Genomic DNA, 20643 nt, shown 5'->3' on the forward strand with positions numbered 1-20643 from the left:
GCCATTCCGGGAAAGTTGGACACCATTGCGATAATTCAAGTCAAGATGTTTCAAAGGATGCAATCGGGCACCGTGCGGATATTCCTGCGGTCGACAAGAAACCGGCGCTTGGGCAAGCGCCGGTTTCCAATTTTACGCCAATGTTTTTCGTCAAGCGCGCCGCATGAGGCGCATAACCAGCGAGACGACGAACAGGATCAGGAACAGGAAGAAAAGAACCTGAGCGATTGACGCCGAAGCACCTGCAATGCCGCCAAAGCCCAAAACGCCGGCGATCAGCGCCACAACGAGAAATACAAGTGCATAATAAAGCATGGCGATCTCCTTTGTCTTTGCTGACGACATAACGGGAGGTCGCCCTATTGGTTCCGTTGGAGCTCCAAGGCCGGGTTCAGCCAACAGAAAAGACGCGTCCAAATCGACGCGCCTTTGCAATACGCAACCGAAAGCAGTCTTGAACGGCATGGAAGAGACAGAGCAGAATAATCAGCGGGATAGGATACTGATCAACCAAAGCAAAATGCCTTTCGTCGTCATTTTCCCTTTCACAATGAATGTGATGAGAGAATGAGCCGGGATGGTTCCGACACGGCATCTTCCGACTGCTACGTGCTCTTGGCTTATCCGACGATGCCAAAGACGAGGGCTGCGACGAAAAGAAACGCCGCAGTGACAAGCGTTGCGTGAACGACAAGCTGAATCTTGCTACGTGCCGTGACCGGCTTCTTGCTCTGGACGGAACCATATTGATTCACATGAGCGTGCGAGATACCCAAGTCTGCCATGTGTTGCCTCCGTTTCTCCGCGCTTCTTTTTATTAGAGCGTGTTTTCGTATTTTCTCTATCTGATAAGTAGAGATAAAATTCTGTCCTGCTAGCCGTCGTTAAAAAATCCGTCCGTTTGTGCCTAGACGAGAATTCGCCACGCCCAGAGCAGGGACCGCTCGTTCCCGGCACCATAGCGCGGCCTCACCACTGCTTCTGGCGTTTCCAGCAAGCGCCGGTCTTTCTCTGCGGGAATGGATGTCGAGATTGCAGCTTCTCTATCGGTTTTGGCCGGTGGCTGCAGGTATCCCATCGTCATGCCGCCGAGAAAAAACATGCCTGATCTCCATGATCACGAAAATTAACGGGCGTTAACCGGATCATGACAGAAGTAAGGCAGGTGTCAATAGTCTAGTCGATTGGTCGTGTTTTAGTTGATCGTTAAGGCTGAGCTCCAGCGAGCCTCAGCGAAATCAATTCTTTGAAAGGATTGCCCTTCAAGCTTTTACGAAGCCCTTGCTGGCGATCATCAAATTTCGCGTGTAGTCCTCCGTCACAGCCGCCTGCGCCAGCTGGGTCGCGGTCAGTCGCTCGACGACGGTGCCGTCGCGCATCACTGCCAGGCGATCACACATATGCGTGACGACGCCGAGGTCATGGCTGACCATAACGAAGGTCAGCTTGCGGTCGTGTCGAATCTGCTCGAGCAGGTTCAGAACCTCCGCCTGCACCGAGGCGTCAAGAGCCGAGGTCGGCTCGTCAAGCAGGAGAATCGACGGCTCGACGATCAATGCGCGGGCAATCGCAACTCGTTGGCGTTGACCGCCAGAAAGCTGATGCGGGTACCGGAATCGGAAGCCGTTTCCAAGCCCGACTTCATCGAGGGCGCGGGCAATCCGCATGTCACTGTCACTGATGCCATGTATCGCCAGCGGCTCGAGCAGGAGGCGATCGATGGTCTGGCGGGGGTGCAGGGACCCATAGGGATCCTGGAAGACCATCTGCACCTGTCTGTAGAAGCCCTTGGACCGCTTGGCGCCGACGAGGGGATTGCCATGGATTCTGATGCTGCCGCTCGCCACCGGCGCCAAGCCGGCAACAGCACGCAGCAAGGTCGACTTTCCGGATCCGGACTCGCCCACTAGGCCGAATGACCCGCCGGTCTCGATATCGACGCTGACGTCCTTTAGCGCGTGGAAGTGATCATAGATCACACTCAGCTTATCGACTGACAGTGCGATGGTCATGCGGCCCACTCCGGCTTGCGATCGAGGACCGGCAGGGGATGCCTGCTTTCGCCAATTTGGGGCATGCAGTTCAACAGGCCCTGGGTGTATGGGTGGCGCGCGTTCTTAAGTTCCGATGCCTTGAGTTCTTCGACAACCTTGCCGGCATACATAACGATGACGCGGTCGCAAAAGGACGAAACCAGGCGCAGGTCGTGGGACACGAAGATCAGCCCCATACCGCGTTCCGACACGAGTCGGTCCATGATCCGGAGAACGTCGAGCTGGACCGTGACATCCAGTGCGGAGGTCGGTTCGTCGGCGATCAAGAGTTCCGGATCGGCGATCAGCATCATAGCGATCATTGCGCGCTGACCCATGCCGCCCGAGACCTCATGCGGATAGAGGTCGAATACCCGCTTCGGGTCGCGGATTTGAACCGCCTCCAACATCGCTAGCGCGCGATCGCGCGCCTCCGCGTTGCCGACCCTTTCATGGGTTCGCAACGTTTCGCAAATCTGCCGGCCGATCGACATCACGGGATCGAGCGAATATTTGGGATCCTGCAGAACCATCGCGATGCGTTTGCCGCGCAACTGTCGGCGCTGCTTGGCGGATGCGGCGAGAAGATCTATGCCGTTGAAGTCGAGCTTGTCGGCCGAGACGATACCGTGTTTCGGGGTTAGCCCCATGATGGCGCGCCCCGTCTGGGACTTGCCGGAGCCCGACTCGCCGACGATACCGAGGCGTTCCTTTCCAAGCGAAAAGGAGACGTCGCGGACGGCTTCGATCACGCCCGTGCGCGTGGGATAGCTGACTTTGAGGTTTTGAACGGTGAGGAGCTCGGTCATTGGCCGCTCTCCTTCGGGTCAAGCGCATCGCGCAGGCCGTCGCCGAGCAGGTTGAAGCCGAGGCTGACGATCAGGATAGCGAAACCAGGCATTGCGGCGACCCACCACTGGTCCAGGATGAAACGCCGGCCGGAGGCGATCATCGCGCCCCACTCGGGTAACGGAGGCTGCGCGCCGAGACCGAGGAAGCCGAGACCGGCGGCCGTTAGGATGATCCCAGCCATGTCGAGCGTGACACGTACGATGAGCGAGGAAAGGCACAGCGGCATGACGTGCCGGACCACAATCCGCAAAGGTGATGCGCCCATCAGCTTGACCGCGGAAATATAGTCGGAGCGTCGCACGGTTAGCGTCTCCGCGCGCGCAATGCGGGCGTAAGGCGGCCAGGAGGTGATGGCAATGGCGATGATGGCGTTCTGAATGCCAGGCCCGAGCGCCGCGACGAAGGCGAGGGCCAGAACCAGCTTCGGGAATGCCAGGAAGATATCGGTGATGCGCATCAGCGTCGCATCGACCCAGCCGCCGGCGTAACCCGACACCGTCCCGACGATCAGGCCGATCGGCGCCGAGATGGCTGCGACGAGAACGACGACGAGCAGCGTCAGACGAGAGCCATAGATGAGGCGGGAATAGATATCGCGTCCCTGATCATCGGTGCCAAGCCAATAGCCCTCTGAGCCTGGCGGCAGCAATCGCGCATTTTTCAGGTCGCCCACAACAGGCGAATGGGTTGCAAGTACATTCGCAAAGGCAGCCACAAACAGGAGCGCAATAATGATCAGCAAACCGACGACGGCGAGGCGGTTTGCGCTGAACTGGCGCCAGGTCAGGTAGGCTCGGCCCAACCGCGCCTGCATGCGCGACTGCGGCCGATCGGAAAGCAGCCACTCGCGGCGGCTCAGTGGCGCTGATTGATTTGCGGGAACCGTCATCGGCTTCGCGTCCTGGGGTCAAGCGTCCGGTAGAGAAGGTCGGACAGAAGATTGATGCCGATGAAAACCGTGCCAATGATGATGGTGCCACCGAGGACGGCGTTCATATCCGCGTTCTGAAGGGAATTGGTGATGTAGAGCCCGATGCCCGGCCAGGAGAACACAGTCTCGGTGAGCACCGAACCCTCAAGCAAGCCGGCATATGAAAGTGCAATGACGGTTACCAGCGGCACCGCGGCGTTGCGCAATGCATGACCCCAGATCACCCGGGTTTCCGATAGTCCCTTGGCGCGCGCCGCGACCACGTACTCCTGGCTCAGCTCGTTGAGCATGAAACTTCTGGTCATGCGGCTGATGTAGGCCAGCGAGAAATAGCCGAGCAACGAGGCCGGCAGGATGATGTGGCGAAAAACGTCATAGAAGACGTCCCACTGCCCCTGCATGGCGCTGTCGAGGAGATAGAAGCCGGTCACCGGCGTGAAACTGTATTCAAAGACAATATCAATGCGGCCCGGGAAGGCCACCCAACGCAATTGAGCGTAGAAGATGACAAGCGAAATGAGTGCCAGCCAGAATATCGGCACGGAATAGCCAATCAGGCCAATGACGCGGACGACCTGGTCGGCCGTGCTGCCTCGCCGCACTGCAGCGAGCACGCCCAGCGGGACGCCAATGACGGAGCCGATGATCGTCCCGAGCGTTGCGAGCTCGATCGTCGCGGGAAAGACGCGCCTGATGTCGACCATGACAGGATTGGTGGTCAGCACCGAGGTTCCGAAGTCACCCGAAAGGATGCTCTTTAGATAGATATAGAACTGCTGGTAGAGCGGCAGGTCGAAACCGAGCTCGTGACGGACTCGTTCGACGACATGTGTCGGCGCGCGGTCGCCGAGTATAGCAAGGACCGGATCGATCGGTACGACGCGGCCGATGAAGAAAGTCACGGCCAGGAGGCCGAGATAAGTGGTGACGGCGGCGACAAGAAATCGCCCGACCGCCTTGGCAACGGCAACAGCACGGCCCTGTTTGGGCCGTGCCTGCGTCTTTGTCTCAACGATGCTCAACGGATCAATCCTGCCGGATTATTCCTTGCCGATCGGGCCGACATAATTGGTGTCAAAGCTCGGGCCGAGCTTGAAGTCCTTCAGGCTCTTGCGAGCGCCTGCGACTTCGATCTGCTGGAAGATGATCACAAAGGGGCTGTTGGCGAGGAACTTCTTCTGGATGTCCTCGTACATGGCAGCGCGCTTGGCGCCGTCACGTTCAAGCAATGCAGCCTTCGTTTCCTTGTCGAGCTCCGGCGCTTCCCAGGCGTTGCGCCATGCGAGCGTCTTGACCGTACCGGCATCCGAGTTGTCTGGGTTGGTGGTAAAGGTGTCGGCATTCGAGTTCGGGTCGAAATAGTCCGAACCCCACTGGCCGATATACATGTCATGCGTGCGTGCACGGAACTTCGTCAGGGTCTGCTTGCCGTCGCCCGGGATGATTTCCATCTTGATGCCGGCCTGGGCGAGCGACTGCTGGATGGATTCGGCAATACCCGTTACCGGCTGCGTATTGCGAACGTCCATCGTCACCGAGAAGCCGTCCTTCAGGCCGGCTTTCGCAAGCAGTTCCTTCGCCTTGGCCACGTCGAGCTTATAAGGGTTTTCATCGAGCGCACCGAGCTGGCCCTTGGGCAGGAAGGTCTGGTGGATTTCGCCGATGCCCTTGATCAGCGTCGAACCGATCGCATCATAGTCGACAAGATACTTGAAGGCTTCCTGGACTTCCGGCTTCTTCAGGTTGTCGTTCTTGGAGTTGAGGCTGACGTAGTAGACCGTCCCCTTCGGCGCAGCGACAGTCGTCAAGTCGGCATTCTTGGCGATCGCATCCAGATCGCCGGGCTCCAGGTTGCGCGCGATATCGATATCACCTGCTTCCAGCGCCAGGCGCTGCGCCGAGCTTTCCTTCATGAAGCGATAGATGACGCGGTTGAGCTTCGCCTTGTCGCCGTAATAATTGTCGTTGCGTTCCATCACGACAACTTCATTGGCGCGCCATTCGCGCAGCTTAAAAGCGCCGGAGCCTGCATAACCGGTCTTCAGCCATTCGTTGCCGAAGTCGTTGTCGTACTTGTATTCGGCGCTCGGCGTCACGGACTTGATGTGCTCCATGACCAGCTTCTTGTCGACGACCGAGGCAACAGTTGCCGTCAGGCAGTTTAGAACGAAGCTCGGCGCGTAAGGCTTGTCGACTGTGAAGACGAAGGTGTTGTCATCTGTCGCCTTTGCCTTCTCGGCCACGTTGTCGCCAGTGATGCCGAACTGGGTAATGATGAACGCCGGGCTCTTGTCGAGCTTGACTGCGCGCTCGAAGGACCACGCAACGTCTTCGGCGGTGATCGGATTGCCGGAGGCGAACTTCAGGCCGGATTTGAGCTTGAAGGTGTAGGTCAGGCCATCATCAGACACCGACCAGCTGTCGGCGAGATCGCCCTTGACCTTCGACGTGTCGCTCATGTCGAGACGGACGAGCAGGCTGTAGGTGTTGCTCGTAACTTCGGCCGTCGACAGTTCGAACGCCTCACCCGGGTCCATGGTGATGATGTCGTCGATGGCGAAGCCTTCGACCAGCGTGTCCTTCGGCGTTTCCGCCAAGGCAGCCGGTGCGGCGGCCATCATGATCGATAGAGCGGCGCCCGCAGAAAGCAGACGGAAGGTGCGGTTGAATTTGCTGACTATCATGGTTTTTGTTCCCCTGTTTTCCATTTCAATACAAAGCGATAGGCAAGCTTAGGCGTACTCTTCTCCCCACGCCGAAGTCAGAATTCTCAGCCAGTTCCCGCTGGCCAATTTTTCGAGATCTCGTGCACCATAGCCAACGCGCTGGAGGGCGGCAATCAGCTTCTGGTTACCGGCGGCATCCCCTATTTCCTCGGGAATGGTTGCGCCATCGAAGTCCGAACCGAGAGCCACACAATCGATGCCGATGCGCTCGACGAGATAATCGATATGGCGCACCATGTCGCTGAGCGGTGTGTCGCCATCGGAGCGAGCGTCGCTGCGCAGCATCGCGGTCGCATAATTCACGCCGACGAGGCCGCGGCTTTCTCGAATGGCGTCGAGCTGCTTGTTCGTGAGGTTGCGAGCAACGGGCGTCAGCGCATGAGCGTTGGAGTGGCTGGCCACGAGCGGCTGATCGGTTGTCTTTGCAACATCCCAGAAGCCTTTCTCGGTGATGTGCGCCAGATCGATCAGGATGCCGAGCCGGTTGCATTCGCGCACAAGCGCCAAGCCTGCCTCGGTCAGGCCGGGCGCAGTGTCCGGCGACATCGGAAAGGCGAAGGGCACGCCGTGGCCGAAGACATTGTGCCGGCTCCATACCGGTCCCAGTGACCGCAAGCCGGCGGCATGGAACACTTCGAGCGCTGCGAGATCAGGGCCAATGGCCTCGCAGCCTTCCATGTGCATCACAGCCGCGAAGACGCCGTCGGCCATTGCTTGGCGAATGTCCTTGACGCTGCGGCAGAGGCGCCAGGCGCCGGCGCGGTCGAGGCGAAGCGCGATCGCGGCCATTTCCGTAGCGATCCTCAGCGAGGGAAGCGGTTCGAGGGGGGCGGCAAGCGGGGTGACATAGTGGCCGTTCTTGTCGGGATCGGCAAAAACGAGATCGCCGGAGGGCACGTAGATTGCGCAGAGGCCGCCGGCCAACCCGCCAGCCTTGGCGCGCGGGGCATCGATATGGCCTAGATCTGTTCCGTTTGAAAATTCAGCGACTGGATCGCCACCATCCCGTTCATGTGTCCAAAGCCGGAGGAGGACGTCGTTATGGCCGTCGAATACGAATTGCATCTGCGTTCCTGTGTGCCCGGGCGGGCGATATGAAGAGCGCAGAATAGAAAAGCTGACGGAATACGCTACCACTTTTTTCAGAAATTTTGCGCTTCCGCATCAATGGTTAGCGGAAACGAAAAACGGGAGCCGAGGCTCCCGTTCGGAAGTGCTTTTCGTCAGTGCTTGGCGCGTTTCTTTTGCCGGTAGACGTCGATCACGACGGCAGCCACAATGATCAGCCCCTTGACGATCTCCTGGTAGTAAGCATCGACCCTGAGAAAGGTGAAGCCCGAGGTCATCACGCCGAGAATGATCGTGCCGATAACCGTTCCGGTGATGCGGCCGACGCCACCGGTCAGGGAGGTACCGCCGATAACAGTCGCAGCAATGGCGTCCAGTTCGTACATAACACCCATACCGGCCTGCGCGGTCTGGGCGCGGGCCGCCGTGACCACGCCAGCAAGACCCGCCAGGAGACCGGCGATTGCGTAAACCTTGATCAGGTGGGCTTCGATGTTGATACCAGAAACCCGCGCAGCCTGCACATTGGCGCCGATGGCATAGGTGAACTTGCCGTAGCGGGTATAGCGCAGCGCAATGTGGAAGATCAGCGCGACGACGAGGAAAACGATCACAGGCCAAATGCCGGTGCCGATGAAATTGAACTGATCGGTGAGCCCCGAAACCGGCTGGCCCTTGGTGTACCACTTCGAAATGCCGCGTGCCGAGACCATCATGCCCAGCGTTGCGATGAACGGCGGGATCTTGGTCTTTGCGATCAGCTGTCCGTTGATAAAGCCGGCTGCGAGGCCGATGAGGAGGCCGACGCCGATCGGGATGAAGAAGGGCAGGTCGGTCAGCGAAGGATAGAGCGCTCGTGGCCAGGTCGATGCCTGCGCGAAGCTTGCCGCAATCATCGCGGTCATGCCGACGACCGAGCCCGATGATAGGTCGATGCCGCCAGTGATGATGACTTGCGTCACGCCCACCGCAATGATGCCGATGACGGCGACCTGAAGGATCATGATCGTCAAGCGCTGCGAATTGAACAGGAAGCTCTGGCCCACGAAAATCCAGCCCAGAATTTCATAGATGAGCGCAATGCCGACCAGGACGAGGAAAATGCTGAGTTCAGGCGGAACACGCCGTCTGCGCGCGCGCGTTGCGAGGGGGGCTGCCGCCTCAGCTGCGTTTGTATTCATGATATCCTCCCTTCGGTTGCCGGAGCCCGCGCGTCACTGCGCGGCAAGCTCCATAACCTTGATCTGCGTTGCTTCGTCGCGATTGAGAAAACCGGTTACACGTCCTTCGTGCATCACCATGATGCGGTCGCTCATGCCCAAGACTTCCGGCATCTCGGACGAGATCATGATCACTGCTACTCCATTTCTCGCCATCTCCGTCACCAGACGATGGATCTCGGCCTTGGCGCCGACATCGATGCCGCGTGTCGGCTCGTCGAGAATGAGGATCTTCGGTTTCGTAAGCAGCCAGCGACCGATCAGAACCTTTTGCTGGTTGCCGCCGGAAAGGTTTTCCACGCGCTCATCGAGGTTGGGGGTCTTGACCCGGAGTTTCTTGGCCATGTCTTCGCAAGTCGCCTCGATCGAGCTTTCCTGCACAAAGCCGCCCTTGACGAAGCTGTCCTGGAGAACGGCGATCTGCATGTTCTCGAGAACGCTGAGGATCAGCAGACAGCCTGTGTCTTTGCGATCCTCGGTCAGGAATGCCATGCGGTTCCGGATTGCGACGGTCGGCGAGGCGATATCTGTCTTCTTGCCGAAGAGCTCGATCGTGCCCGACGTCGCCGGCGTCACACCGAACAAGGTCTCGGCGACGTTCGATCGGCCTGATCCCACGAGCCCGGCAACGCCGAGGATCTCGCCCGATCGCACGTCAAAGGAAACGTCATGGAAGACGTTGTTCAGCGAGAGGTTCTTGACCGAGAGGACGACGTCGCCGATTGGCACCTCCTCTTTCGGGAACATCTGGGTGATTTCGCGGCCGACCATCATGCGGATGATGTCATCGCGGGTGACGTCCGTTGACGCATGTGTGCCAATATAACGGCCATCACGGAACACGGAGAATTCGTCGGCAATCTCGAACAGCTCGTTCATCTTGTGCGTGATGTAGACGATGCCGATGCCTTGAGCCCTGAGGTCGCGAATGATCCTGAAGAGATGCTCGACCTCGCGCTCGGTCAGCGCCGATGTCGGTTCATCCATGATCAGCACGTCGGAATTGTAGGAGACCGCCTTGGCGATCTCGACCATCTGCCGGTTGGCGACCGAAAGTTCGCGAACCTGGATCTCGGGGTCGATGTCGATATTCAGCCGTCGAAACAGCTCGTCCGTCTGGCGGAACATTGCCGCGTGATCGACAAAGCCGAACCTGTTCTTCGGCTCACGACGGATCCAGATGTTCTCGGCGACCGTCATGAACGGCATCAGGTTGAGTTCCTGATGGATCATGGCGATGCCGTTTTCCAGCGCGTCGAGCGGTGATTTAAGCTGAATCTCTACGCCCTTGAGGCGCACTTCGCCCTTATCGGGAATGTAGATGCCGGCGAGGATTTTCATCAGTGTCGACTTGCCGGCGCCATTTTCGCCCATCAAAGCGTGCACCGTGCCGCGCTTCAGCCGGAACTGAACGTCATCGAGGGCGACGACACCCGGAAACTCCTTCCGGACACCTTCTGCGCTCAGCAGGTATTCCGCATTCGGAACAGCGCCACTCTGACGCACTGCAGCCATTGTAGACGGGCTGACAACCATCTCATCTCCTCCCGGACAGGGACTGAGGAAGGATGCGGAACCATGTTCCGCATCCTGGCTCTCCAAAGCGTTAGTTCTTCGCGACGAAGTCCTTGACGTTCTCAGGCGTGACGAGCTGGAAAGGAATGTAAACCTTCTTCTCCACCTTTTTGCCCTTTGCAAGCTTCAGAGCTGCATCGAGCGAGCCCTTGCCCTGCCCGGCAGCGTCCTGGAAAACCGTCACGTCGAGGTCACCGGCCTGCATCGCGGCAAGCGCATCTTGGGTGGCGTCAACGCCGCCGATCACGATCTTGCTGAGATCCTTGCCGGCCGCTTTGAGGGCCTGGATTGCGCCAATTGCCATTTCGTCGTTGTTCGCGATGACGGCGTCGAATTCGATGCCGCTAGAAAGCCAGTTGGTCATCAAATCCGAACCTTCTGTGCGCGACCAGTTCGCCGTCTGCTCCTCAACGATCGCGATACCCTTGCAGTCGTCGGTTGCGACAACATCATGGACATCCTTGGTGCGCATGCGAGCAGCCTGGTTGGAGAGTTCGCCCATCAGGATGACGGCTTTACCCTTGCCGCCGAGTAGACGGCACACTTCCTTGGTCTCAAGCGTGCCGGATTCCTGCTCGTTCGAAGCGACGAAAGCCTGCTTGTCCGGAAGGCTGTCAACGTTGACCGGCTCACGGTTGACATAAACCAGCGGAACGCCGGCTTCAGCTGCGATCTTCGACATGGCTGCGGTAGCGTCGGTGTCAACCGGGTTGACGATGATCGCGTCGACCTTGGAAGCAATGAAATTCTGGATCTGGCTCTGCTGCTTGGCGACGTCGTTCTGGGCGTCTTCGACCTGCAGTGTCACGCCGTTCAGCGTCTTGGCATAGTTCTGCATGCCGTTGCGCAGAACGGTCAGGAAGTTGTCGTCGAACTTCGACATCGAGACGCCGACGGTCTCAGCGTGAGCGGCCGCCGACAGGACGAGCGCCATAGCAGTGCCCATGATAAATTTCTTCATTTTCTTTCCTCCACAAAGCGGTGTCCGGCTGCACCCTCCTCACGCCGGAGCTTCGGGCAGTGCCCAAAAGCCAGTATCTGTTCGCTGTGTGCCATCTCCCGTTGGCCGTCCGTCAAGAAACGGAACAAACGAACCGTAAAATATCTATTGCGGAATATTCATTCCATTTTCTGCCGAGGGCGTCAAGTCCAATTCAAGGACGAGGTCGCCGACCGCCCTACGAAAATCTCGCGGGACAACCCCATGGCGCTGAAAAGCGCGATGTTGCGAACTATATAAACGCACCAACGGCAGCAGTTCGCTGTCTCCCATGGAGAAACCGATGCCCATCTCGATGTACCGATTGACAGTTCCCGTCTTCCAGCACGGTCTTGAAACCTTGAAGACCTATCTCGATAAAGCCGAAGACTTCGCAAAAGAAAAAGGCATCGACGGAGCGGATCTTGTTGCCGCGCGGTTGTCCTCGGACATGCTGCCATTCTCGGGTCAGTATCAACGCGCGACCGATAGCGCCAAATTGGCGATCGCGCGGCTGACCGGTCGCGAAGCGCCGAAATTCGAGGATAACGAAGTGACAATCACCGAGTTGCGCGAGCGTGTCGCCAAGACGGAAGCCTATCTCGCTACCGTCGAGCCTGCTGCGCTCGAGGGGACGGAAACGCGGGAAATCGCGCTTTCGCCAGGGGGCAACAAGATCACGTTCCGCGGCGACGAGTATGTCATGACCTTCGCACTGCCGAACTTCTTCTTCCACCTTGCGACGGCACACGCGATCCTGCGCAACCAGGGCGTTCCGGTCGGCAAGATGGACTATCTCGGACGCCTCGCCTGATGGAACTTACGGCCGGCTGCTGACCCCGTTTCGTGAGTTGCGTGGTGACGCGCTCGGCGTCCCGACGCAGGCATGTCCGGTCGCCGACAGACAGTCACAGCGCCACTGGTCCGCGGTGATGAGCAGGGTGTTCGGTCGACCGGTCATGGTTGCATTTCAGTGCTGGTTTGATTTTGCGTGCCAGTTCCACGCCGAGCGGATGATCTGAGACAAGTCATATTGCGGCGTCCAGCCGAGAATCTCTCGCGCCTTGTCATTGTTGGCAACCAGCGTGTGCGAGTCGCCCTCGCGACGACCGGCATATTCCACAGGAAACGGCCGCTCCGACACACGCTCGATCGTGCTGAGCAGTTCCTTCACCGTGGTTCCCGTGCCGGTGCCGAGATTGAGAGCAATCGATTCCCCGCCCCGCAGCAGATGCTCCACGGCGCGGACGTGGGCGTCGGCGAGGTCGAGCACATGGATGTAGTCGCGGACACAGGTGCCATCACGCGTCTCATAGTCGGTGCCGAACACCTTGAAGCCTTCACGACGACCGAGGGCGGCATCGATCGCCAACGGTATGGCGTGGGTTTCCGGCTGATGCCACTCGCCGATTCTACCTTCGAAATCGGCCCCGGCTGCATTGAAGTAGCGGAGTACGACAGATCGAAACCCCGTGTACCTGTCATAGTCGGCAAGCGCCTGCTCGACGATGTATTTCGTTCGGCCATATGGGTTGATCGGCACCTGACGATGCGTTTCATCGAGCGGCACGCTCTGCGGCAAGCCATAGGTTGCGCAGGTCGACGAAAAGACGAACGCCTTGACGCCAGCCGCCTGAGCGGCGGCCAATAGCGTCAGCGTGCCAATGACGTTGTTTTCGTAGAAAGCAACCGGGTCTTTTACCGATTCACCGACCTCGATGAGCGCGGCAAAGTGCAGGATGGCGGCCGGTTTGTGCTTGGCCAGAACCTCGTCAAGACGAGCGCGATCCCGAATATCGCCTTCTTCCGCAGGTCCCCACTTCACGAACTCGCGATGTCCGTTGGAGAAATTGTCAAAAACGATAGGCTTGAAGCCCTTGTTCGCAAGATCGAGACACGTGTGCGAGCCGATATACCCAGCGCCGCCCACGACCAGAACCGTTTCACCTGCCATGCACCACCTTCAATTCCCGTTTCGGATGAGGGTAGACTTAAGGCAGGTCGATGGCGAGAAAAAGAAAGAAACGTGCGGGGAGGGGCGTTGCCTTCATTTTGTCGGCGACGGCATTAGCAAATTGCTCGACCGAAGTTTTTCTGATGACTTTACTGTTCGTGAAACACCCGCAGCGGCCAGGTCTCAAAGTAACGTAGACGTGGTTTTCGGATTGTTCTCGCGACAGAATATATTTCCAAATACTTCTATTGTATTATTTTAAACAGAATTGACTCACATTCGTATTTTCTGCGAGAGGAGTTTAATCTGGTAATATCTGCGATAAATCGGGAAGCGTATCTCTATGACTTCGTCGATCAGAAAGTTCATATTTCATGATCTTCAGGCGATCGAGGGATACATTGATCCGCCTGACGCGCTGGTATTTCTCGCCATTTTGGGGTCCCAGCAGGCGGCATCCTTGGAAGGCGGCCTAGCCGAGATAGGCGTTTACTACGGCCGATCCTACTTCCTGTTGCGAAAAATCTGCGGAGACGCGGAGAAGATCGTGGCTATCGATCCCTTCGATATCGTGAAGCCAGATCACGGTGGCGCGCAATATGACCGTTTCGTGGCGGGGGGTCGCCAACTTGGCCTTTCCGTGGATGGAGGGCGCGTCATCAAGAGCGACAGCACGCTGCTCAGGGCCGAGGACATTATCGAACGAGCCGGCATGGTCCGCTTCTTCAGCATCGACGGCGGCCACATGCTGCATCACGTCGAGGCCGATAGCCGTCTTGCTGCCGCGTCGCTTGCCGAGCATGGCATCATCGTTTTCGACGACACCTTCAATCCGGCTTGGCCGGAGGTCACCGCCGGGGTAACGGACTTCCTGCGTGAAGAGGCCGGTCGCTTTTCGGTTTTCTGCCTGACGAAATATAAGACCTATGTTTGCCGCCAGGCGTTCCACGAGTTCTACTCGCGCACGATCAAGACTTCGCCCGAGCTCAAGGCATTCGATCACCTTGAGACCGAATTCCTCGGCTCGACGGCGATCCGGTTGCACAATCCGATGCGCCGCCGCATCGCCTACGAAGTGATGGTCGGGCTCGGCATGCGTGCGTTGTCTGAGCGTGCCTACCGATGAACCAAATTAGACCGGCGGCGGGTCTGCTTCTTTCAGCCTGTATCCGACACCGGTTTCCGTGGTGATGTATTGCGGCTGGTCCGGGCTCAGTTCGATCTTTTGGCGTAGCTGGCGAACGTAGACCCGCAAATACTGCACGTCGGCAGCCGGTCCCCAGATCTGCTTCAACAGGAATTGATGGGTCAGGACCTTTCCTGCGTGCTGGGCGAGGACCCTCAGAATGTCGTATTCCTTGGGCGAGAGCTTGATTTCCCTGCCATCGATTTTCACGATGCGCTTGACGAGGTCGATGGACAGGCCTCCGGCCTGAAAGATCGCCCGCTCACCCTGTTGTTGTAACCGATGACGCAAGGCAACACGGAGCCGGGCGCCGAGTTCGTTCATGCCAAACGGCTTTGTCAGGTAGTCGTCGGCCCCAGCCTCGAGGGCGTTGACGATACCCGTTTCGTCGGTGCGGCTGGAGAGGATCACGATCGGCAAGGTAAGGCCCGCGTCTCTCCACTCCCTCAACAGTTCGTGACCTGATTTGTCCGGCAGGCCAAGGTCGAGCACGATCAGATCAGGGGGCTCGTCCTGCGCCTGTTGTAGGGCCGCAGCGCCGTTCGGCGCCTCGTGCACCTCATAGCCTTGCGCAGTGAGGCCAACGCGAAGCAGCTTGCGGATCGGAGGCTCGTCGTCGACGACGAGAATTTTTACGGCTGAACCGGTCATTGGAGCTCATCCAGTTTCTGAATCTCATTTGGCGTTGGAAGACGGATGGTGAAGGCGGCACCGGAACGATCGGAGCGATTTCCGGCTGTGATCGTGCCGCCCATCGCCTCGACAAAACCTCGACAGATTGACAAGCCGAGGCCCGTTCCCGCTCGAACCTGATCACCCTTGCGCACGCGATAGAATGTATCGAAGACGCGATCCACGTCAGCCGGCGGAATACCCGGTCCCTCGTCCGAAACCTGAATCATGACATTGTATCCGTCCGCCCACCCATCGATACGGATCGATGATCCTTGCGGCGCATATTTGGCAGCATTGTCGAGCAGATTGAAAAGCACCTGTTCGAACAATACGGGGTCAACGCGAACCATCGGCAGGTCTGCGGGAATTGTCATCACGGTCTTGTGGTATGCGAGAATTTTGTCGGCGCGGCGCAACGCGCTGCCGGCAATGTCGCCCGGGTAGTGCAGCGCATAGTTCGGCTCCATCGCCCCAGACTCGATCTTCGTCATATCGAGCAGGTTGGCGATAAAGCGGTTGAGCCGCTCCGATTCGTCGATGACGGTCGAAAGAAGATCGACACGATCTTCCTGAGACATGGAATCGAGATAGTCGCGGAGTGTGCCCGCAGCGCCAAGGATGGCCGCGAGCGGCGTCTTCAGATCATGCGAGATCGAGGTCAGCAGGGCAGAGCGCAAACGGTCGGCTTCGGCAGCAAGTCTTGCGCGATCGACATCTGCCACGAGTTGAATGCGCTCGATCGCCAGCGCCGCTTGGTCCGCCAATGCGTCGAGAAGCCGTTGCTGCTCGGGCGTCAGGAGCGGGCCGTCGCGTCGGTCATTGTCCAGGCCGATCACGCCCACGGCTGCGCGTCCGGTCCGCAGCGGCACATAGAGGCGCTTGGCGCCGGGCAAGGTGTCGGCGCCGCGACCGGCAGCGTGATTATGCTCCCAGGCCCACCGGGCGGCCGCAATGTCTGCCTCGTCCAGCGTGTCATCCGGCGGATAGCCGGCTTTAACGGCGATGGTGCCCTCTTCAGGAAGCAGAAGGACGACGCGCACCTTGAGCATCGAGGCCAATTGGAATGCCGTGGCCCACAAAACATCATCAAGCGTGCCGGTGCCGGCCAGTTTCTTGGAAAACAGGTAGAGGTCTTCCGTCGTTCGGGCGCGCTGCCGGGCCGCCGCGGCCTGGCGTTGGACCGTTGCGGTCAGGTTGCTCGCGATGACGGCGACGCCCAGGAAGAAGAACAGCGCAAGCACGCTCTCCGGATCGCTGATCGTCAGCGTGTAGCGGGGCGGCAGGAAGAAGAAATTGAAGGATAGCGCGCTGAGGATGCAGGTGTAGAGTGCTGGACGAAGGCCGTGGATGACGGCTGAGGTCAGCACGGCCATCAGGAACACGAGGGCAAGGTTGCGGACATCAAGAACTTGATCGAGCACGACCCCGGCGATGAGCGCGATCGCAACATAGGCGGTGGCGGAGAGATAGGCTTGGATATTGAATGCTGGCAAAGAAGGAGCGGCTTTGACGCCGCGCGTGGATGTCCCTTCCTTCTCACTTCCCGAAATCACGTGAACGCTGATATTGCCAGACTTTCTGATCAGATCGTCGGCTATGGAACGGTGCAGCCAGTCACGCCACGACGGCTTGCTGGGTGCGCCGATGACGATATGCGTGACATTGTTGGCCGCGGCGTGCCGGACCAGCTCTTCGGAGACCTCGCGGCCGGGAATGGTGATTGCCTCGCCGCCCAGCTGTTCAGCCAGCCGAAGCGTGGCTGCAATCGTGTCGCGGTCGGCCTCCGTCAGATTGATCGCCCGGTTGGTCTCGACATAGACGGCAGCCCATGGCGCCCGCAGTCGCGCAGCCATTCGAGACGCGTAGCGCACCAGCGAGGTGGAGCGCGGATGCTGATCGACAGACACAAGAACCCTTTCACCCGCAGCCCAGGGACCGGGGATGGCATGCGCTTGCATGTGGGTCAGAAGCTGGTCGTCGACACGCTGCGCGGTTTTGCGCAATGCGAGTTCGCGCAGCGCGGTCAGGTTGCCGGGAGTGAAATAGTTGGTCAGAGCCCGCTCGGCAGTCTTCGGAACATAGACCTTGCCGTCATGCAGTCGCTTGATCAGATCATCTGGCGTCAGATCGATGATCTCGACGTCGTCGGCCATGTCTATGATCGAATCCGGAACCGTCTCGCGGACGCGGATGCGGGTGATCTGCGAGACGACGTCATTCAGGCTTTCGACATGCTGGATGTTCAGAGTCGAATAGACGTCGATGCCGCGGTCGAGCAATTCCTTCACGTCGACGTAGCGCTTCGGATGACGGCTACCCTCGGCGTTCGTATGTGCGAGTTCGTCAACGAGAACGAGGCTCGGATGGCGTGCGAGGATGGCGTCGATATCCATCTCCTCGAGAGGGCGGCCCTTGTAGTCGATCTTGACGCGGGGAATGACTTCGAAGCCGTCGACCAGCGCCTGGGTTTCCTTGCGCCCATGGGTCTCGACGATGCCGATCACCACGTCGACGCCATCGGAGATCTTGGCGCGGCCCGATTCCAGCATCTCATAGGTCTTGCCCACCCCGGGCGCGGCGCCGAGGAAGATTTTCAGACGGCCGCGGGTCTCCTGACGCGCCTTCTCAAGCAGCGCATCGGGCGAGGGCCTGCCGAGCTTGTCGCGGTCGTCTTCCGGCATGCGTGTCATCTTTCCCTGACGAGCAAACCCCGGGCGCACGCAGGCGCCCGGGGTTTTCAACCTTACTGAGACATAGAAGCATCAAGGGACTGGTTCAATGCCAGAACATTGACGGTGGCTTCACCGAGAATGCCGAGTTCGGGGTGATCGATGGCGGCATCGACAATCGCCTTCAGCTTGGCTTCATCCGTGCCGCGGGCCTTGGCCACGTGCGGTATCTGGAAGTAGGCAGCCTCAGGTGAAATATGCGGGTCGAGGCCACTGCCCGAGGCGGTTACGAGGTCGATCGGGACCTCCGCATTCGGATTGGTCGCCTTTGCTGTCTCATAGTCAGCCTTTACGCGATCGAGCAGCTTCTGGCTGGTCGGGCCAAGGTTCGAGCCCGAAGATGAGGCGGCGTTGTATCCGTCGCCCGCGGCAGAAGGACGACCGTGGAAGTATTTATCGCTCGTGAACGCCTGGCCGATCAGCGTCGAACCGATCACCTTGCCGTCCTTTTCTATCAAGCTGCCGTTTGCTTGCGCCGGGAAGAGCGCTTGCGCGGCGCCGGTCATGGCGAGCGGGTAGAGTAGGCCGGTAATAGCCGTGGTGGCAACGATCATAACGATTGCCGGACGAAGTTCTTTCAACATGATGTCAACTCCTTAGGCGAGACCCATGGCCGTGATGACCATGTCGATTGCCTTGATGCCGATGAACGGGACGATGATGCCGCCGAGGCCGTAGACGAGTAGGTTGCGGGAAAGTAGCGCGCCGGCGCCGATCGCGCGGTATTTCACGCCTTTGAGCGACAGGGGGATCAGCGCGACGATGATCAGCGCGTTGAAGATGATGGCCGACAGGATGGCGCTCTGCGGTGTCGCGAGCCCCATGATGTTCAGCACGCCGAGCTGCGGATAGAACGCCAGGAACATTGCCGGGATAATGGCAAAATACTTGGCGATGTCGTTGGCGATCGAGAAGGTCGTCAGCGCGCCACGCGTCATCAATAGCTGCTTACCGATCTCGACGATTTCGATGAGCTTCGTCGGGTCGCTGTCGAGGTCGATCATGTTGCCGGCTTCGCGGGCGGCGACTGTACCGGTGTTCATGGCGACGCCGACATCGGCCTGGGCGAGTGCGGGGGCGTCGTTCGTACCGTCGCCGCACATGGCAACGAGCTTGCCCTTTGCCTGTTCCTCACGGATCAGGGACAGCTTGTTCTCAGGTGTCGCCTGCGCGAGGAAGTCGTCCACGCCGGCTTCGGCGGCGATTGCAGCCGCCGTCATCGGGTTGTCACCAGTGATCATGACCGTGCGGATGCCCATCCTGCGCAGTTCGACGAAGCGCTCACGAATACCGCCCTTGACGATATCTTTCAGCTGGATGATGCCGAGAAGGCGTCCATCGCGGGCGACAGCCAGCGGCGTGCCACCCGCCTTGGCGATTTCATCAGCGATGGCATGCAGTTCCCGCATGACCTCTGTGTTGCTGCGGATGGCGACAGCCGCATTGCCCGAAACCGGCACAAGCGCGGCGCCGACATAGGCAAGGACGGCATCGACGGCGCCCTTGCGGATCGACGAGCCTTCGACATCCACGCCGCTCATGCGCGTCTGTGCAGTGAATGGCACGAAGGTAGCCTTCAGGCTCGCCATGTCGCGGCCGCGGATGCCGTATATCTCTTTGGCAAGCACGACGATCGAGCGGCCTTCCGGCGTTTCGTCGGCGAGCGACGCAAGCTGCGCCGCGTCGGCGAGGTCCTGCTCGGAAACGCCGTGAACCGGGCGGAACATCGTCGCCTGACGGTTGCCGAGGGTGATCGTTCCCGTCTTGTCAAGGAGCAACGTATCGACGTCACCGGCTGCCTCAACGGCGCGACCCGACATGGCAAGCACGTTGAAGCGTACGAGACGGTCCATGCCGGCAATGCCGATCGCCGAAAGAAGCGCGCCGATCGTGGTCGGGATCAGGGTCACGAAGAGAGCGACGAGGATGATGATTGCGATAGACCCGCCGGCATAGCTTGCAAAGCTCGGGATCGTGGCGGTCGCCAGTACGAAGATCAGCGTCATGCCTGCGAGCAGGATGTTGAGCGCGATTTCGTTCGGAGTCTTCTGGCGCTCCGCGCCTTCGACAAGAGAGATCATGCGGTCGAGGAAGGTGGACCCGGCAGCGGCGGTGATGCGGACGCGAATCCAATCGGAGAGAACCTGTGTGCCGCCGGTAACCGCTGAACGGTCACCGCCGGACTCGCGGATGACAGGGGCGGATTCGCCGGTGATTGCGGCCTCGTTGACCGAGGCCACGCCTTCGACCACCTCGCCGTCAGAGGGAATGATGTCGCCAGCCTCGACGAGGACAAGATCGCCGACCTTCAGGCTCGTGCCCGGGACTAGGCGGTAGCCCGTGCCGTTATTGGCCGTCAGCAGCTTTGCCTGGGTCTCGGTGCGGGCTTTGCGCAGCGAGTCCGCCTGCGCCTTACCTCGCCCCTCGGCGACGGCTTCGGCGAAGTTGGCGAAGAGCACGGTGAACCAGAGCCAGAGGTTGATCTGGAAGGAGAAGCCGAGATTTTCACCGCCGGTGACGAGATCGCGGATGAAAAGGAGGGTGGTCAACGCCGAAACCGTGGCCACGACAAACATGACCGGGTTTTTCGCAAGGGTGCGCGGGTTCAGCTTCTTGAAGGCAGCGCCCACGGCCGGAATGAGAATGCGAGTATCCATGATGCTCGCTGATTTTGCCTGGCTCATAAGAGACTCCAGCTTGAAAGAGTAAGGCGAC

Annotated in this window: 19 protein-coding genes; 2 read left to right on the forward strand and 17 right to left on the reverse strand. The window is 59.3% G+C overall.

Annotation, left to right across the window (positions count from 1 at the left end; translation table 11 throughout):
- Window positions 1-150 precede the first annotated feature (150 nt).
- The 12 genes from BSG20_RS19925 to BSG20_RS19975 all read right to left on the reverse strand — a co-directional run bounded on the left by BSG20_RS19925 (window position 151) and on the right by BSG20_RS19975 (window position 11366).
- Window positions 151-315, reverse strand: a complete 165-nt coding sequence (locus tag BSG20_RS19925) for a DUF1328 domain-containing protein (RefSeq protein WP_007798213.1) — start codon at window positions 313-315, stop codon at window positions 151-153.
- A gap of 305 nt (window positions 316-620) precedes the next feature.
- Window positions 621-785, reverse strand: a complete 165-nt coding sequence (locus tag BSG20_RS36545) for a hypothetical protein (protein WP_167371534.1) — start codon at window positions 783-785, stop codon at window positions 621-623.
- A 122-nt stretch (window positions 786-907) separates the two neighbouring features.
- Window positions 908-1102: a hypothetical protein gene (locus BSG20_RS19930; protein WP_072369927.1), complete on the reverse strand. Its 195-nt coding sequence runs from the start codon at window positions 1100-1102 to the stop codon at window positions 908-910.
- A gap of 160 nt (window positions 1103-1262) precedes the next feature.
- Entirely contained in the window at window positions 1263-2012 is a 750-nt protein-coding gene (locus BSG20_RS19935; protein WP_072369924.1) for an ABC transporter ATP-binding protein, read from the reverse strand.
- Window positions 2009-2842, reverse strand: coding sequence for an ABC transporter ATP-binding protein (locus tag BSG20_RS19940; protein ID WP_072369921.1), 834 nt, complete (start codon window positions 2840-2842; stop codon window positions 2009-2011). Before BSG20_RS19940 ends, BSG20_RS19935 begins: the two co-directional genes overlap by 4 nt.
- Window positions 2839-3774 carry an ABC transporter permease gene (locus BSG20_RS19945; RefSeq protein ID WP_072369918.1) on the reverse strand — a complete coding sequence of 312 codons (936 nt, stop codon included), beginning with the start codon at window positions 3772-3774 and terminating at the stop codon, window positions 2839-2841. The genes BSG20_RS19940 and BSG20_RS19945 overlap by 4 nt, the downstream gene beginning before the upstream one ends.
- Window positions 3771-4838, reverse strand: a complete 1068-nt coding sequence (locus tag BSG20_RS19950) for an ABC transporter permease (protein ID WP_072369915.1) — start codon at window positions 4836-4838, stop codon at window positions 3771-3773. Before BSG20_RS19950 ends, BSG20_RS19945 begins: the two co-directional genes overlap by 4 nt.
- A gap of 18 nt (window positions 4839-4856) precedes the next feature.
- Window positions 4857-6500 (reverse strand): ABC transporter substrate-binding protein, encoded by a 1644-nt coding sequence (locus BSG20_RS19955; RefSeq protein WP_072369912.1) that lies wholly within the window; start codon window positions 6498-6500, stop codon window positions 4857-4859.
- A gap of 48 nt (window positions 6501-6548) precedes the next feature.
- A complete protein-coding gene (locus BSG20_RS19960; RefSeq protein WP_072369909.1) occupies window positions 6549-7607 on the reverse strand; it encodes a dipeptidase in 1059 nt (352 codons plus the stop codon).
- Window positions 7608-7765: 158 nt separating this feature from the next.
- Entirely contained in the window at window positions 7766-8791 is a 1026-nt protein-coding gene (locus BSG20_RS19965) for an ABC transporter permease (RefSeq protein WP_037116657.1), read from the reverse strand.
- 33 nt (window positions 8792-8824) lie between these two features.
- The gene (locus BSG20_RS19970) at window positions 8825-10366 is read right to left on the reverse strand and encodes a sugar ABC transporter ATP-binding protein (protein WP_072369906.1); all 1542 of its coding nucleotides are present in this window, start codon (window positions 10364-10366) and stop codon (window positions 8825-8827) included.
- A 70-nt stretch (window positions 10367-10436) separates the two neighbouring features.
- Window positions 10437-11366, reverse strand: coding sequence for a sugar ABC transporter substrate-binding protein (locus tag BSG20_RS19975; protein WP_072369903.1), 930 nt, complete (start codon window positions 11364-11366; stop codon window positions 10437-10439).
- A gap of 322 nt (window positions 11367-11688) precedes the next feature.
- Here BSG20_RS19975 and BSG20_RS19980 point away from each other — a divergent pair, with 322 nt between their 5' ends.
- Window positions 11689-12198, forward strand: coding sequence for a DUF1993 domain-containing protein (locus BSG20_RS19980; RefSeq protein WP_072369900.1), 510 nt, complete (start codon window positions 11689-11691; stop codon window positions 12196-12198).
- A 156-nt stretch (window positions 12199-12354) separates the two neighbouring features.
- Here the strand turns inward: BSG20_RS19980 and galE are convergent, their stop codons facing one another.
- A complete protein-coding gene (gene galE / locus BSG20_RS19985) occupies window positions 12355-13338 on the reverse strand; it encodes a UDP-glucose 4-epimerase GalE (protein WP_072369897.1) in 984 nt (327 codons plus the stop codon).
- 343 nt (window positions 13339-13681) lie between these two features.
- Between galE and BSG20_RS19990 the strand changes: the two genes are divergently transcribed.
- The gene (locus BSG20_RS19990; RefSeq protein ID WP_072369894.1) at window positions 13682-14464 is read left to right on the forward strand and encodes a class I SAM-dependent methyltransferase; all 783 of its coding nucleotides are present in this window, start codon (window positions 13682-13684) and stop codon (window positions 14462-14464) included.
- Between the two features lie 6 nt (window positions 14465-14470).
- On the opposite strand, the gene BSG20_RS19995 is transcribed toward BSG20_RS19990, so the two are convergent.
- From BSG20_RS19995 to kdpB, 4 genes are all read right to left on the reverse strand, one after another.
- Window positions 14471-15175: a response regulator transcription factor gene (locus tag BSG20_RS19995; RefSeq protein ID WP_072369891.1), complete on the reverse strand. Its 705-nt coding sequence runs from the start codon at window positions 15173-15175 to the stop codon at window positions 14471-14473.
- Window positions 15172-17880 (reverse strand): sensor histidine kinase, encoded by a 2709-nt coding sequence (locus BSG20_RS20000; RefSeq protein ID WP_072369888.1) that lies wholly within the window; start codon window positions 17878-17880, stop codon window positions 15172-15174. The genes BSG20_RS19995 and BSG20_RS20000 overlap by 4 nt, the downstream gene beginning before the upstream one ends.
- A 62-nt stretch (window positions 17881-17942) precedes the next feature.
- Complete coding sequence (gene kdpC, locus BSG20_RS20005; protein WP_024313256.1) at window positions 17943-18512, reverse strand: potassium-transporting ATPase subunit KdpC; 570 nt, start codon at window positions 18510-18512, stop codon at window positions 17943-17945.
- Window positions 18513-18524: 12 nt separating this feature from the next.
- Window positions 18525-20612: a potassium-transporting ATPase subunit KdpB gene (kdpB, locus tag BSG20_RS20010; RefSeq protein ID WP_072369885.1), complete on the reverse strand. Its 2088-nt coding sequence runs from the start codon at window positions 20610-20612 to the stop codon at window positions 18525-18527.
- Window positions 20613-20643: the final 31 nt, after the last annotated feature.

The sequence above is a fragment of the Rhizobium tibeticum genome (assembly GCF_900110205.1).
Taxonomy (GTDB): domain Bacteria; phylum Pseudomonadota; class Alphaproteobacteria; order Rhizobiales; family Rhizobiaceae; genus Rhizobium; species Rhizobium tibeticum.

What these genes read in the sequence shown, in the direction of transcription:
- BSG20_RS19935 (WP_072369924.1), bottom strand. Translation starts at nt 2,012, where the DNA reads ATGACCATCGCACTGTCAGTCGATAAGCTGAGTGTGATCTATGATCAC.
- BSG20_RS19945 (WP_072369918.1), bottom strand. Translation starts at nt 3,774, where the DNA reads ATGACGGTTCCCGCAAATCAATCAGCGCCACTGAGCCGCCGCGAGTGG.
- BSG20_RS19955 (WP_072369912.1), bottom strand. Translation starts at nt 6,500, where the DNA reads ATGATAGTCAGCAAATTCAACCGCACCTTCCGTCTGCTTTCTGCGGGC.
- BSG20_RS19925 (WP_007798213.1), bottom strand. Translation starts at nt 315, where the DNA reads ATGCTTTATTATGCACTTGTATTTCTCGTTGTGGCGCTGATCGCCGGC.
- BSG20_RS19990 (WP_072369894.1), top strand. Translation starts at nt 13,682, where the DNA reads ATGACTTCGTCGATCAGAAAGTTCATATTTCATGATCTTCAGGCGATC.
- BSG20_RS19975 (WP_072369903.1), bottom strand. Translation starts at nt 11,366, where the DNA reads ATGAAGAAATTTATCATGGGCACTGCTATGGCGCTCGTCCTGTCGGCG.
- BSG20_RS36545 (WP_167371534.1), bottom strand. Translation starts at nt 785, where the DNA reads ATGGCAGACTTGGGTATCTCGCACGCTCATGTGAATCAATATGGTTCC.
- BSG20_RS19970 (WP_072369906.1), bottom strand. Translation starts at nt 10,366, where the DNA reads ATGGTTGTCAGCCCGTCTACAATGGCTGCAGTGCGTCAGAGTGGCGCT.
- BSG20_RS19930 (WP_072369927.1), bottom strand. Translation starts at nt 1,102, where the DNA reads ATGTTTTTTCTCGGCGGCATGACGATGGGATACCTGCAGCCACCGGCC.
- BSG20_RS19995 (WP_072369891.1), bottom strand. Translation starts at nt 15,175, where the DNA reads ATGACCGGTTCAGCCGTAAAAATTCTCGTCGTCGACGACGAGCCTCCG.
- galE (WP_072369897.1), bottom strand. Translation starts at nt 13,338, where the DNA reads ATGGCAGGTGAAACGGTTCTGGTCGTGGGCGGCGCTGGGTATATCGGC.
- BSG20_RS20000 (WP_072369888.1), bottom strand. Translation starts at nt 17,880, where the DNA reads ATGCCGGAAGACGACCGCGACAAGCTCGGCAGGCCCTCGCCCGATGCG.
- BSG20_RS19940 (WP_072369921.1), bottom strand. Translation starts at nt 2,842, where the DNA reads ATGACCGAGCTCCTCACCGTTCAAAACCTCAAAGTCAGCTATCCCACG.
- BSG20_RS19980 (WP_072369900.1), top strand. Translation starts at nt 11,689, where the DNA reads ATGCCCATCTCGATGTACCGATTGACAGTTCCCGTCTTCCAGCACGGT.
- BSG20_RS19965 (WP_037116657.1), bottom strand. Translation starts at nt 8,791, where the DNA reads ATGAATACAAACGCAGCTGAGGCGGCAGCCCCCCTCGCAACGCGCGCG.
- kdpB (WP_072369885.1), bottom strand. Translation starts at nt 20,612, where the DNA reads ATGAGCCAGGCAAAATCAGCGAGCATCATGGATACTCGCATTCTCATT.
- BSG20_RS19960 (WP_072369909.1), bottom strand. Translation starts at nt 7,607, where the DNA reads ATGCAATTCGTATTCGACGGCCATAACGACGTCCTCCTCCGGCTTTGG.
- kdpC (WP_024313256.1), bottom strand. Translation starts at nt 18,512, where the DNA reads ATGTTGAAAGAACTTCGTCCGGCAATCGTTATGATCGTTGCCACCACG.